This window comes from Amycolatopsis sp. CFH S0740, assembly GCF_004522315.1.
Classification (GTDB): Bacteria; Actinomycetota; Actinomycetes; order Mycobacteriales; family Pseudonocardiaceae; genus Amycolatopsis; species Amycolatopsis nivea.
Map to the genome: position 1 here is coordinate 249,126 of NZ_SDLS01000006.1, position 12,597 is coordinate 261,722.

Here is a 12,597-nt window from a genome sequence, read left to right on the forward strand (position 1 = left end):
TGGCTTCGCCGACGCAGGGCGGCAGTCAGCAGGCGGTCTGGAGAGTCGAGATGGCGCCCGGCGCGGTCGGGCCGGTGCACGCGTTCGATACCGAGCAGGTGTGGACGATCCTCGGGGCGCGGCGGAGATCACCGTGGGCGGTGTCGTTGAGGCGGTGCAGGAGGGGGAGACGGTGGTACTGCCTGCGGACGCGGAGCGGCAGGTGCGGGCGGACGCGCGGAGCGGCATGGTGGCGATCGCGTGTGCGCCGGGGAGCACGCGGGTGTATCGGACGGGTGTGGTGCCGGCCTGTGCGACGGCGGACGGGGACAAGATTCTTCCGGGCTGGGTCGCCTGAGCTGTGGCGGGCGTCACGGAATGTTCGGCGATCTTGGGCGCTACAACGGATATGTCTGCTCCCACTACGCCAGAAGAGTCCGCCGCGGTCGTTCCCGTTCTGGACGACTTCGATTTCCCGCTCGTCGACGGCGCCGCCTGCCGGATCGACGACCCGGACTGCGAAGCCTGCCAGTAACACCGCACGCACGGAGGAATCCGCTGCGTGACAAGTGGTAACAACACGAGTGACCGGTCGGTGACGGCTCGGGAAACACGGTAACTGCCGGCCCTTCCGGCAGTTACCGTCATTCTCGTGCCGTTGACATTGATCAAAGGTCAGTTCCGGGTCGTCGGGGCCTCCCCGGACGGGGATTCGGTCCGGTTCTATCCCGACCGCGCCGACGCGTTTTCCGCCGCCAACCTCAAAGTGCGGACCAATTCCCGCGGCGGGGTGCAGTTGCGCCTCGACGGGATCGACGCGCTCGAAACGCATTACCGCCCGAGGGTCGCCGGGGCCGAGTTGTGGCGTCAGCCCAAGGAACTGGCGGACGCCGCCGGGGCGGAACTGTTGCGGTACCTCGGTTTCACGAAGATCGAGCGCGACGAAGGCGGCCGCGTTTCCACCAGTACGCCGGGGGAGACGAGCGGGCACATCCTGACCCGGTTCGCCGACAAGTACGGCCGTGCGGTCGCGTTCGCGTTTCCCGGGCAGCGCGCGGGGCGTTCCACGGACGGCGGGAGCGTGCACCTCGACCCGAAAGCGCTGAAGGCGTCGGCGAATTTCCGTCTTCTCGAAACCGGGCTGGCGTATCCGACGTTCTACTCCAAGCTTTACCCGGATCTCCGGCAGGCGATGTCCGACGCGGCGGTCGCGGCGCGCACTGCGGGCAAAGGCGTGTGGGAGCACGACGTCACCACCAAGGGATTCAAGCTGAGCAGTCGCGCCCAATTGCGCGACGATGTGGTGCTTTTGCCGAAACTGTTCCGCCGTTTGGCCGATTACCTGAGTCTCGACGAAACTGACGGTGTCTCGCTCGCCGGGTTCGCGGATTACATCGACACCCGCAACGACCGGCTTTTCACCATCCCGGACGGGCACGCGACGGAACTCCACACGCTCCTGTCCGTCCGGCGGCAGACGCTGAAGCTCACGACTCCGCCGGAGCAGATCGTGTTCGAAGAGGCTTGACCGGCTGCCGCAGCACGGTCTTCAGCTTCTCGGGCGCGGTGCGGCGTGGGTCGCTCAGGTAAATCTCGTGGTGGTCGCCGTTGAAGGTCAGCTCGTGCGCGGGCAGGTATTCGTCGTGGAGTCGGTGCAGCGTGGGCGTTTCGTCGTCGTACGAGCCGAGGTGCAGGATCTGGACGCTCGTGCCTTCGGTCAGCGTGCGTAGCCGAACGCTGGTGAGGGCGGGGTTGTCCTTCTTCTTCGCGACGCTTTCGGCGGCTTCCCGGACCATCTCCTCGGTGACCCAGGCCGGCTGATTGATCATCATCGTCCAGTCCCACTTCGCTTTTTCCCGAGTGAGGAAGACGGTGGGGTCGTCGGCGCGCCACAGCCCTTCGAGCGGTCCGACGACGAAGTCCCGGCCGAGGGTTTTCTTGCTGGCGAACTTCACCGAATACGCGATTCCGTACAGCGCTTCGACGGCGTTCGTGTACTCCGGCGCGGTGTTCGGGTCGCCGTGGCCGTCGACGGCAAGGTACTGCAGCGCGGGGACGTCGACGAGGGTGAAGTCCTTCGACGGCGGCGCGTACAGCGTGCGGTGAGCCTTCTTGACGTCGTACTTCTCCATCGCGGTCTCCTTGGCGAGGACGCTCTCGGTCCAGGTGAGGTCGGCCGTGAGCATCGCTTCGCTGTAGTCGAAGATCGCCGCCGCGGCGTCCGGCAGGGGTTCTTGGCGGGCGCGCGTCGCTCGGACTTCGGCGAGTTGTGCGCGTACCGCGGCGAGCCGGGCGGTCAGGCCGGAATGCACTTCCGCGTCCGGCAGGCCCGGGCTGTTGGCCATCGCGATGAGGACGCGCGCGTGGACCGGCGTGAGGGTGGTGAGTGCTTCGCGGGTGGCGTCCGCGCAGAGTTCGACGCCGGACGGCGTGGCTTGGAAGGTCGCGCGCGATTTCCCGGAGCGCGGGCCGCCGGTGGCTTCGATCAGGCCGCGTTTGGCCAGCTTGTCGAGGACGTAATAGATCGAGGAGAAGCCGAGCGCGGTCCAGGCGCGGATGCCGCGGTCCTCGATCACCCGCTCCAGTTCGTAGCCGTGCCGGGGTTGTTCGACGAGCAGGCCGAGGACGGTCAGTTCGGCGTCGGTGAGGGCGGGCACGCCAGCTATTCTAGTACTAGAATAGCTGCGCCTCCAGGACCGCGACCTCCGGTGCCGGGTCGAAGCCGTGTCCGAGCAGCCAATGGACCACCCGGAGGCTGCGCAGCGACCACCACGCGCGGAGTACGTCGAGGTCGATGTCCGTGCCGTAACCGGCGACGACGTCGGCGAGGTGTTCCTGGTGGGCGAGGGTCAGGGCGGCGAGGTCGAAGAGGGCGTCGCCCTGGGCGGCTTCAGACCAGTCGAGGATGCCGGTGACCTCGTCGCCTTCGACGAAGATGTGGGCGACCTGCAGATCGCCGTGGGTGAACACCGGGGTCCACGGCCGCAGCGCCGCCTTGGCGAGCTGGTGGTTGCGGGTGACCAGGTCGGCGGGGAGGGCGTCGTTCGCGATCAGCCACGCGCATTCGCGGTCGAGCTCCGCGGCGAGTTCGTCGGGGTCCCAGCCGGGCGAAGGCGGCAGCGGCGCCTCGTGCAGTTTGCGGGCGGCGGCTCCTGCGGCGGCCCAGGCCTCGGGCGACGCGGTCGACGGTGTGCCAGGGCGGCCCAGTTCGCGGCCGGGCAGGGCGGCGAGCGCTAGCACGGGCGGTTTCCGCCACAGGATCTCCGGCGTCGGGACCGGGGCCAGCGCCATCGCCGCGACCTCGGCGTCGGCGCGCGCCTGATCGGTGTCGACCTTCAGGAACACGTCGCCGACGCGCAGGGTCGCGCGTTCGTGGTGGGCGACGATGACTTCGACTTCCTCCATGGCCGCGATTGTCACGAAGACGATCACTCGCGTCGCCCCATTTTTCCGGCGCGCCGCGGCGAGTACCCCCAGCACTCGCCCCTCCCGCGGAGGCTGTCCGCCCGGCCCCACCGCCGCCGGCCCGGAGGCCGGCGACCAGGTCCCCACCTCGGGGGCCGGACGTGGTTCCCACCCTGCCCGGCGCCGTCCCCAAGCTGTCCCCGGTCTGTCCTTTCGATCTTCGCGGTGCCGGTGACCTGCACGGGTATGCTCGTAACCCGGAGCGGAGGAGGGAAGTCGCGGAATGGATTTTCGCGTGCTCGGAGCGCTGGAAATCCAGGACGGGACCGACCGGCTGACGTTGCCCGGCGCGCGCCATCGCCGCGTGCTGGCCTGTTTGCTGCTGTCGCCCAACTCGGTCGTCCCGCTGCCGAAGCTGATCGAGGCGACGTGGGACGGCGAGCCGCCCGCGACCGCCACGAAGCAGATCCAGAACTGTGTGTCCGTGCTCCGCGAGCGGCTCGGCGATCCCAAGCAGAAGCTCATCGTCACCGACGGCTCGGGCTACCGGATCACGGTCGACAATCTGCAAGTCGACTGGCTTCGGTTCACCGACGCCGTTGCCGCCGCCCGGCAGTCGGCGGAGGCAGGCGCGCTGGCGGACGGGGTCGAGAAGATCCGGTCGGCGCTGCGGCTGTGGCGCGGTCCGGTGCTGGACGGACTGGACGCAGCGGCGCTCGCCGGGCGGGCGGCGCGGCTGGAGGAGCAGCGGCTCAACGCGGTGGAGCTGTGCATCGACTGGCAGCTGAAGCTCGGTCAGCACCGCGAGGTCGTGGACGAGCTGGGGGAGATCGTCGAGGAACATCCGCTGCGGGAACGGCCGTACGCGCAGCTGATGCTCGCGTTGGACCGCAGTGGGCGGCAGGCGGACGCGCTCGCGGTGTTCCAGCGATTGCGGACGCAGCTCGCTGAGGAACTCGGGGTCGATCCCGGTGCCGAGGTGCGCCGGTTGCACGAGCAGATCCTGCGCGGGGAGACCGAAGAGCCGGTTGTCGTGGAGCAGGTGCGGCCGGAGCAGCCCTCGAGTCAGCTCGACCGGGCGGCCGAGGAACTCGCGGCGGCGATCGTCCGGCAGTGGACCGCCGAGACCGAGATCCGCTCGCTGCACCGTCCGGAGCCGGTGCCGCTGACCTGGACGAGCACCGAGCGTCCGGTGGCCGCGGCCGCGGCGGCGGTGCTCGGCCGGCCCGGCGACCCGGAGCGGCTGACGTTCAGCGGCGATCTCACCGACGTCGTCGCGAAGTTCCGGCAGGTCCCGGCGCGGCAGCTGGTCGTGCTCGGCGAGCCGGGCGCGGGGAAGTCGGTGCTGGCCATCCTGCTCACGCTGGGGCTGCTGGCCGACCCGCCGCCGGGCGAACCGGTGCCGGTGCTGCTGCCGCTGTCGTCGTGGAATCCGCGCGAGGAACACCTGCACGGCTGGCTCGCCCGACGGCTGGTCGAGGAGTATCCGGGCCTGGCGAACACCGGCGCGTACGGCAAGGGCGCGGCGCTGCGGCTGGTGCTCGAAGGCCGGGTCATCCCGGTGCTCGACGGTCTCGACGAGCTGGCTCCCGGGCTGCACACCGCCGCGATCGACGCGCTGGACCAGGCCGTTTCCGGGGGCCGTCCGCTCGTGGTGACCTGCCGCAGCACCGAGTACGAATCCGCGGTGGAGCAGTCCGGGACCTTTCTGTCGCGCGCGGCGGTGGTGGAGATCGAACCGGTCGAGACCGAGGACGCGATCGACTTCCTCACCGCCCGGCAGCGCTTCGGCGAAACCCGCTGGGACCCGGTGGTCCGGCAGTTGCGGCAGCATCCGGAAAGCCCGCTGGCGCAGGCACTTCGCACGCCGCTGATGGTCGATCTGGCCAGGACGGCGTACGCGCATCCGTCGACCGATCCCGGCGAACTCTGCGACACGACGCGCTTTCCCGACCGCGCGGCGATCGAGCGACATCTGCTGGACGAGTACCTGCCCGTGGTCTACACCTCGCGACCGGCCCCGCCCGCCCGGCTCGACCGGCCGACCCGGCCGCGCGATTACCCGGCGGAACAGGCGCAGCGGTGGCTGAGCTTCTTCGCCCGGCAGCTGGAACGGGATCAAAGCCGCGATCTCGCGTGGTGGCAGCTGGATCGTGCGGTGCCGAGGCTGGTGCTGGGGCTGTGCCTCGGGCTGCCGCCGGCGTTGCTGTTCGCGCTGACCGGCTGGATCGCCGCGGGTCCGGTGATCGGGGCGATCTACGGGCTGTCGTTCGCGGTGGCAGGTTGTGTAACGCATACAGTCGGCAGCCGACCGGGCCCGTTGCGGGTGGAGGCGCGGTTCCGCGGTACTGCGGGCCGGTTCCTGCGCCGGTTCGCGGTCGGGGTGCTGATCGGGGTGTGCCTCGGCTTGGCCTGGTCGCTGTCGATCGGGGTGATCGCCCTGCTCGCGATCGTGTTCGGGCTGGCGATCGGCGTCCACGTCTGGCTGGATACGCCGCTGGAGGCGAGCCGCGTGTCGAGTCCGGCGAGCGTCCTGCGCAACGACCGCGCCGCGACGTTGTCGTTCACCTTGTCCTTCATCGTCTCGCTGGGCCTGTTCTACGGGATGGCGTTCGCCTTCACGAAGGAAACGCGGTTCCTCGGCGTCTTCAACGACCATTACGACCTGGCGCTGGCCTTCGCCGGCGGACTGGCGTCGGCGTTGCTGGGCCGGTTTTTGGTGCGGAGTCCGGGAAGTCTCGCCTACGGCATCGCTGGCGTGATCATCGGCGGCCAGGTCTTTTCGCGGGCTTCGAGCACGGCACAGGCGGTGGCGGCCGGGCTGATGTTCGGGTTGGCCGTGGGGCTGAGCGTGTGGATCTCCCGGGCTTGGGGCGCGTATACGTTCAGCCGGTTGTGGCTGGCCTCGCGGAAGCGGATCCCGGTGGATCTGATGGGTTTCCTCGACGACGCGCATCGCCGCGGTGTGCTCCGGCAGGTCGGCGAGGTCTACCAGTTCCGGCACGCGCGGTTGCAGGAACGGCTCGCGGCGGATCCGGGTTAACGCTGCAATCGCGGGTCTTGCGATGGGTCCGCGTACATCGGCGGGCAACCCTGGTCGATGGCTTCGGGACGCAGTTCGTAGTGCCACGGTTCGTTGCGGTAGATCTGGCACAGCCCATACGCGGCACCGTGTTTCGACAGCCACGACGTCGCTTCGGCGGGACCGAGGTCGATCGCGTTCCCCAGGACGTGCGCGGACCGGTCGGCGGTGGCTACCCAGCGAGCGGCTTCCTGTTCCGAGCCGTACTTCGCGATCGCCTTGTGCCGAAGTTGATTCTGATACGCCGGGGAACGCCAGCCGCTGTTGACGCGGAATTCGACGCCGTCGTTCGCGGCGTCCTTCGCCGCTCGACGCAGCGCATCCAGGAAAACCGGGTCGAGATTGGCCACGGCCGGAATCTCGGCGAACACCGTGGTGCCGGGCGGGACGGCTCCGTCGGCCTCGCTCAATGCGCCACGACGGCGAAGCACCTGGCGGACGGTTCGCCGGAAAACGGCGAGAGCCGGGCGTCGTGCGGATTCGCTGCGGGTCATGGCATTCAGCCAAGGCGAACCGGTGTTGCCAGCACGTACGCGGTTTCGGATATGCCAGCGATACGTGTCTGCTCGTAGCATCGACGGCATGCGTGTGCTGATCGTCGAGGACGAGCCCTACCTGGCTGAGGCCATCCGGGACGGGTTGCGCCTGGAGGCGATCGCGGCCGACCTCGCCGGGGACGGGGACACAGCGCTGGAAATGCTGAGCGTCAACGCGTACGACATGGCTGTGCTCGACCGGGATATCCCCGGGCCCTCGGGCGACGAGATCGCGAAGCGCGTCGTCGCGTCCGGCAGCGGCATGCCGATCCTCATGCTCACCGCCGCCGACCGGCTCGACGACAAGGTCTCCGGCTTCGAACTCGGCGCCGACGACTACCTCACCAAACCGTTCGAGATGCGGGAACTCGTGCTCCGGCTGCGCGCGCTCGATCGCAGGCGCGCGCACAACCGGCCGCCGGTGCGGGAAATCGCGGGACTGAAGCTGGACCCGTTCCGCCGCGAGGTTTACCGCGACGGCCGGTACGTCGCGCTGACCCGGAAGCAGTTCGCCGTCCTGGAGGTGCTCGTCGCGGCCGAGGGCGGGGTGGTCAGCGCCGAAGAACTCCTCGAACGGGCCTGGGACGAGAACGCGGACCCGTTCACCAACGCCGTGCGCATCACGGTTTCGGCGCTGCGCAAACGGCTCGGCGAACCGTGGCTGGTCGCGACCGTCCCCGGGGTCGGCTACCGGATCGACGACGGATCGGACCGCGCGTGATCCGCGAGCCGGGGATGAGCGTCCGGCTCAAACTGACCCTCAGCTACGCCGGATTCCTCATGCTGGCCGGGACGCTGCTGCTCGGCGCGGTGGGTTTCTTCCTGCTGGACTACCAGGACCGGGCGCTGGAGGTCATGCCGGTCGTGATGGCCCCGTCCGGCCGTGACCTGATCAAGGATTTCGCGCCCGACGCCGCCGTCGTGATGCTGCTCCTGCTGCTGTTCGGCCTGCTGGGCGGCTGGATTCTCGCCGGGCGCATGCTCGCCCCGCTGAACCGGATCACCGCCGCGACCCGGCAGGCGTCGACCGGGTCGCTCGCGCACCGGATCGAACTGGAAGGCCGCGACGACGAGTTCCGGGAACTCGCTGACAGCTTCGACGCCATGCTCGCGCGCCTCGACGCGCACGTCGCCGAACAGCGGAGATTCGCCGCCAACGCCTCCCACGAACTGCGCACGCCGCTGGCGATCACGCAGAGCCTCCTCGAAGTCGCCCGCGACGACCCGGAGCGCGATATCGGCGAACTGCACGAGCGTCTCCGCGTCGTGAACGCGCGGGCGATCGAACTCACCGAAGCGTTGCTGCTGCTCAGCCGCGCGGATCAGCGGTCGTTCACCCGGGAGCCCGTCGACCTGTCGCTTCTGGCGGAAGAAGCCGCGGAGACGTTGCTCCCGCTCGCCGAGAAACACGGGGTGACCATTGAGACCGCTGGTGATGTCACTGCCGTGAACGGGTCTCGGGCGCTTTTGCTGCAGCTGACGACGAATCTGCTGCACAACGCCATCGTCCACAACCTGCCGGAAGGCGGGACCGTGCAGCTCCGCACGACTGCGTCCGCCACGTCGAGCACGCTCATCGTGGAAAACACCGGGGAGGAAGTCAGCCCGGAGCGGATCTGGACGTTCACTGAGCCGTTCCAGCGCGGCACCGAGCGGATCCGTCGTGATCACGCTGGGGTCGGGCTGGGGCTGGCGATCGTGAAGAGCATCGCGCAGGCGCATGACGGGACGCTTTCTCTCGCGCCGGGCGTTGCGGGCGGGCTTCGGGTGACGGTGCGGCTACCTGGCGGGTCGATGTTGTTGGGCGATCGACAGGACGTGTCGCGCTAGGACGGTGTCGGCGTCGGGTGCTCCGGTCGCGGAGGCGCGGGCGGACATCGCCGCGAGACGTGCTGGGTCGGTGAGGATCGGGACGAGGGCGGATTCGATCCAGGCTGGGGTGAGGTTGGCGTCGTTGACGAGCAGTGCGCCGCCTGCCGCGACGACTGGCCCGGCGTTCAGCCGTTGCTCGCCGCCGCGGTCGGGCAGCGGGACGAACGCGGCGGGGAGTCCGACGGCGGCCAGCTCGGCGCAGGTCATGGCACCGGAACGGCAGATCGCGAAGTCGGAGGCGGCGTAGGCGTACTGCATTTCGTCGACAAACGGCAGGACTACATACGACGGGTCGGCCGCTTCGACGGTGTGCCGCGGGCCGGTGATGTGCAGGACTTGCACCCCGGCTTTCCGTAATGCGGCAGCCGCGCCGGAGGCGGCGGCGTTGATCGTGGTGGCGCCTTGTGAACCGCCGGTGACCAGCAGGACCGGGCCATCGGTGCTGAGGCCGAACTTGCGGCGAGCTGCTTCGCGGGTCGCGGGACGGTCGAGTCCGGTGATCGCTGGGCGCAGCGGGATCCCGATCGCGGTGCCGTTTTTCAGCCGGACGTCCGGGGAAGCGGTGTACACGTGGGGCGTCAGCCTGGCCGCCATGCGGTTGGCTGCTCCCGGGCGGATGTTCGCTTCGTGGATGACGATCGGCAGCTGGCGCCGGCGGGCGGCGAGGTAGGCCGGGGCGGCGACGTAGCCGCCGAAGCCCACCACCACGTCGGCTTCAACCTGGTCGAGGACTGCGCCGGCGGCGCGGATCGAAGCGCGCAACCGGGACGGCGTGTGCAGCAGCGCCCGGGTTGCCTTGCGCGGAAGCGGGACCGGCGGGATGAGTTCCAGCGGGTACCCGCGCGCCGGGATCAGCGTCGTGTCCAGGCCGCGGACGGTGCCGAGCGCGGTGATCTCCGCGGCGGGGGCCAATCTCCGTAGTGCGTCGGCGAAGTTCATCGCGGGTTCGATGTGCCCGGCCGAATGGCCTCCGGCGACGACCACGCGTGGTGCTTTGATGTCCATCTAGGCAACGAGAAAATCGAAGTACGTGTCCGGATAGGGTTCGTCCTTCAGCGTGTAGTGCCACCACTCGGATTCGTACGCGGCGAAACCGCAGTCCTCCATGATGGAACGGAGGTGCTGCCGGTTCGCCGCCTCGGTCGCGGTGAGACCGGGTGCGCCGTGGTGCGAGACCGCGTCCATCAGGTCGAAGCCACCGCCCATCGCGACGAGCTCGCCGGTGTCCAGGTGGTACAGCGTCAAATCCGTTGTGCTGCCTCGGGTGTGTCCGGATTTGGTTGCCACGTAACCATTTTCGAACATCTCCGCACGGTTGAGGTTCGGATAGTGCTGACGCTTTTTCCGGCCGTCCTCCGGCTGTTTCGCCCAGCGCAGGAAACAGTCCACGGCGCGCTGCGGCCGGTAGCCGTCCCAGATCAGCAGGCCGAAGCCCAGCGTCGCGGCTTTGTCCTGCGCGCTGTGCAGTGCGCTGCACAAGGCGTGGGTGCCGACGATCCGGTTCGCCAGGTAGCCGTCGACCGGTTTGCCGGTGAAGTTGTCCCAGGTGGCGTACTTGGCGTCCCAGCGGATCCCGGGCACGGCCTCGTCGAGGAAGGCGAAACCGGGCTTCATCGGGGCGTCCCGGCCAACGCGAGCGACACCATCCGGTCGAGCATGTCGGCGAACGAAAGTCCGGCCGCTGCCATCATCCGCGGGTACCGGCTGTAGGAGGTCAAGCCCGGGAAGGTGTTGACCTCGTTGAGCATGGCGGTGCCGTCTTCGAGCAGGAACAGGTCGACGCGGGCGAGTCCCTGGCAGCCCAGGGCGCGGTAGATGGTCTGCGCGGTCGCCTGGACGCGGGCGCGCGACTCCGCCGGGATGTCCGCGGGGACGAGGATGGTCGAGTTCTCCGAGCCGCTTTCCGGGTTGTCCTCCTGGTGGATTTTGAAGAACCCGTGCGACAGCCGGATCTGGTCCGGTTCGCCGACGAGCAGGTCCGCGCCGTTGCCCAGTACCGCGCACCCGACCTCGCTGCCCTCGACCGCTTCCTCGATCAGCAGCTTGGAATCGAACCGCGCCGCCTCCGCGAGCGCGCCCGGCAGGTCTTCCTCGCGCGAGACCTTGGTGACGCCGAACGACGAACCGGACCGGGCCGGTTTCACGAAGACGGGGTAGGAGAACTTGCTGGCGTCGACGTCCTCGTCCGCGGTGCCGGCCCAGAAGTTCGGTGTGGCGATGCCCGCGCTGTCGACGACCAGGTACGCGAGGGATTTGTCCATGCACAGCGCCGAACTCTGCACGTCACAGCCCGCGTAGGGGATTCCGGACAGTTCGAGGAGGCCCTGCATCGCGCCGTCCTCGCCGAGTTTGCCGTGCAACACCGGAAGCACCACGTCCAGCCGGACCGGCTCGTACTTGCCCTGCTCCTCGACGAGCAGCCCGTGGACGCCCCGATCCGGCGACAACATCGCCGGGCGACCGCTGTCTTCCCACGCCTCGCCGGGTCCGTCGCAGAGTTGCCACGAGCCGTCCTTGGTGATCCCGACCCAGTACGGTTCGTATTTTTCCGGGTCGAGGTTCTTCGCGACCTCTCGCGCAGATTTCACCGAGACGGGGTGTTCCTCGGAGATTCCGCCGAAGATGACGCCAACCTTGAGTTTAGCCATGGTTTGTCCAGCTTTCGAAATTCAGGCAGTTGAGGAGGCTGTTTTCCACCGCGTCGCGCAAGGCATGGTCGGTGTGGTACGCGGTGTGCGGGCTGATCAGGACGTTCGGGAGGTTTTGCAACCGCACCAGATTCGTGTTCTCGAGGGGTTTGCGGCGGCAGTCGGCGTAGAACATCCCTTCCTCCCCTTCGAGGACGTCCAATGCCGCGCCGCCGAGCCTGCCGCTTTCCAGTGCGGACAGGAGAGCGTCGGTGTCGATCAGCCCGCCGCGGCCCGTGTTGACGACGATCGCGCCGGGTTTCATCTGCTCGATCCGTTGGCGGTCAAGGAGATGGTGGGTTTCCGGAGTGAGCGGGGTGTGCAGGGTGACGATGTCGCTCTGCCGCAGCAAATCGTCGAGGGGAACGTAATCGGCTGACGTCCGGGGGTACAGGTCGTAGGCCAGCTTCTGCCCTCCGAAACCCCACAGCCGATCGATGACCGCCGCGCCGATCCGTCCGGTTCCGATGACGCCAACAGTGAGGTCGCGCAGTTCTCTTCCGGGGGTGTGGCTCAACCGGTAATCGTGCGCGTCCGTCCGGCGGATGAGGGACTTCGCGTTGCGGATCGCCATCAGCATCAACATGAGCGTGTAATCAGCGACACTGTCGGGCGAATACGCCACGTTTTCCACGGTGATGCCCATTTTCTCGGCATATTCGACGTCGAGATGGTTGCAGCCGATGCTCCGCGTCGAGAGATACTTGACGCCGACGTCGCTCAGCGCACGCAAGGTGCCATTGGTGATGCGGGTTTTGTGACTGACGCTGACACACCGGTTCCCGGCGGCGAGTTCGACAGTGGCCTCGGACAACGCCGCCGCGGTGACAGTCGGTGTCACCCCCAAACGAGACACCGCCTCCTCGACCAGAGCGGCTTCGTCGGGCCCGCAGCCGTAGATCGTGATCCCGGCCGCCGGAACCAGCGACCGAACCCGAAGCCCCGCGGCACGTGCCGGTTCGCGGTAGGTCATGGGTGCCAGTCAAGGCAGGAGGATGTTGCCAGCACGTATGCGGTTTCAGATACACGGACGATA

General features: G+C 68.5%; 13 protein-coding genes. 6 read left to right on the forward strand and 7 right to left on the reverse strand.

Annotated features, from left to right (window positions below; translation table 11 throughout):
* The first annotated feature begins 100 nt into the window (after window positions 1-100).
* The 3 genes from EIZ45_RS46460 (at window position 101) to EIZ45_RS13615 (ending at window position 1,507) form a co-directional block, all read left to right on the forward strand.
* Window positions 101-337, forward strand: coding sequence for a hypothetical protein (locus EIZ45_RS46460; RefSeq protein ID WP_205669935.1), 237 nt, complete (start codon window positions 101-103; stop codon window positions 335-337).
* A gap of 51 nt (window positions 338-388) precedes the next feature.
* Window positions 389-514 (forward strand): hypothetical protein, encoded by a 126-nt coding sequence (locus EIZ45_RS47355; RefSeq protein WP_255409804.1) that lies wholly within the window; start codon window positions 389-391, stop codon window positions 512-514.
* 117 nt (window positions 515-631) lie between these two features.
* A complete protein-coding gene (locus tag EIZ45_RS13615) occupies window positions 632-1,507 on the forward strand; it encodes a nuclease (protein ID WP_134663283.1) in 876 nt (291 codons plus the stop codon).
* On the opposite strand, the gene EIZ45_RS13620 is transcribed toward EIZ45_RS13615, so the two are convergent.
* Both EIZ45_RS13620 and EIZ45_RS13625 read right to left on the reverse strand, forming a co-directional pair.
* Window positions 1,467-2,636, reverse strand: a complete 1,170-nt coding sequence (locus tag EIZ45_RS13620; protein WP_134663282.1) for a GyrI-like domain-containing protein — start codon at window positions 2,634-2,636, stop codon at window positions 1,467-1,469. The two genes, EIZ45_RS13615 and EIZ45_RS13620, sit on opposite strands and share 41 nt — an antisense overlap.
* Window positions 2,637-2,652: 16 nt before the next feature.
* Entirely contained in the window at window positions 2,653-3,384 is a 732-nt protein-coding gene (locus tag EIZ45_RS13625; RefSeq protein ID WP_134663281.1) for a phosphotransferase family protein, read from the reverse strand.
* A 283-nt stretch (window positions 3,385-3,667) separates the two neighbouring features.
* On the opposite strand from EIZ45_RS13625, the gene EIZ45_RS13630 reads away from it, so the two are divergent.
* Window positions 3,668-6,427: a BTAD domain-containing putative transcriptional regulator gene (locus EIZ45_RS13630; RefSeq protein WP_134663280.1), complete on the forward strand. Its 2,760-nt coding sequence runs from the start codon at window positions 3,668-3,670 to the stop codon at window positions 6,425-6,427.
* On the opposite strand, the gene EIZ45_RS13635 is transcribed toward EIZ45_RS13630, so the two are convergent.
* A complete protein-coding gene (locus tag EIZ45_RS13635) occupies window positions 6,424-6,960 on the reverse strand; it encodes a M15 family metallopeptidase (protein ID WP_205669934.1) in 537 nt (178 codons plus the stop codon). The two genes, EIZ45_RS13630 and EIZ45_RS13635, sit on opposite strands and share 4 nt — an antisense overlap.
* Window positions 6,961-7,048: 88 nt before the next feature.
* Here EIZ45_RS13635 and EIZ45_RS13640 point away from each other — a divergent pair, with 88 nt between their 5' ends.
* Window positions 7,049-7,723, forward strand: a complete 675-nt coding sequence (locus EIZ45_RS13640; RefSeq protein WP_037812063.1) for a response regulator transcription factor — start codon at window positions 7,049-7,051, stop codon at window positions 7,721-7,723.
* A gap of 14 nt (window positions 7,724-7,737) precedes the next feature.
* Window positions 7,738-8,832, forward strand: coding sequence for a sensor histidine kinase (locus EIZ45_RS13645; protein ID WP_370318139.1), 1,095 nt, complete (start codon window positions 7,738-7,740; stop codon window positions 8,830-8,832).
* On the opposite strand, the gene EIZ45_RS13650 is transcribed toward EIZ45_RS13645, so the two are convergent.
* The 4 genes from EIZ45_RS13650 to EIZ45_RS13665 are packed head-to-tail and all read right to left on the reverse strand — an operon-like array spanning window position 8,782 to window position 12,534.
* Entirely contained in the window at window positions 8,782-9,879 is a 1,098-nt protein-coding gene (locus EIZ45_RS13650) for a glycosyltransferase (protein WP_134663277.1), read from the reverse strand. The two genes, EIZ45_RS13645 and EIZ45_RS13650, sit on opposite strands and share 51 nt — an antisense overlap.
* Complete coding sequence (gene vanX / locus EIZ45_RS13655; protein ID WP_134663276.1) at window positions 9,880-10,488, reverse strand: D-Ala-D-Ala dipeptidase VanX; 609 nt, start codon at window positions 10,486-10,488, stop codon at window positions 9,880-9,882. It abuts the gene before it with no gap.
* Window positions 10,485-11,522: a D-alanine--(R)-lactate ligase gene (vanA, locus tag EIZ45_RS13660; protein WP_134663275.1), complete on the reverse strand. Its 1,038-nt coding sequence runs from the start codon at window positions 11,520-11,522 to the stop codon at window positions 10,485-10,487. The genes vanX and vanA overlap by 4 nt, the downstream gene beginning before the upstream one ends.
* Entirely contained in the window at window positions 11,515-12,534 is a 1,020-nt protein-coding gene (locus tag EIZ45_RS13665; protein ID WP_134663274.1) for a D-isomer specific 2-hydroxyacid dehydrogenase family protein, read from the reverse strand. Before EIZ45_RS13665 ends, vanA begins: the two co-directional genes overlap by 8 nt.
* Between the last annotated feature and the right edge of the window lie 63 nt (window positions 12,535-12,597).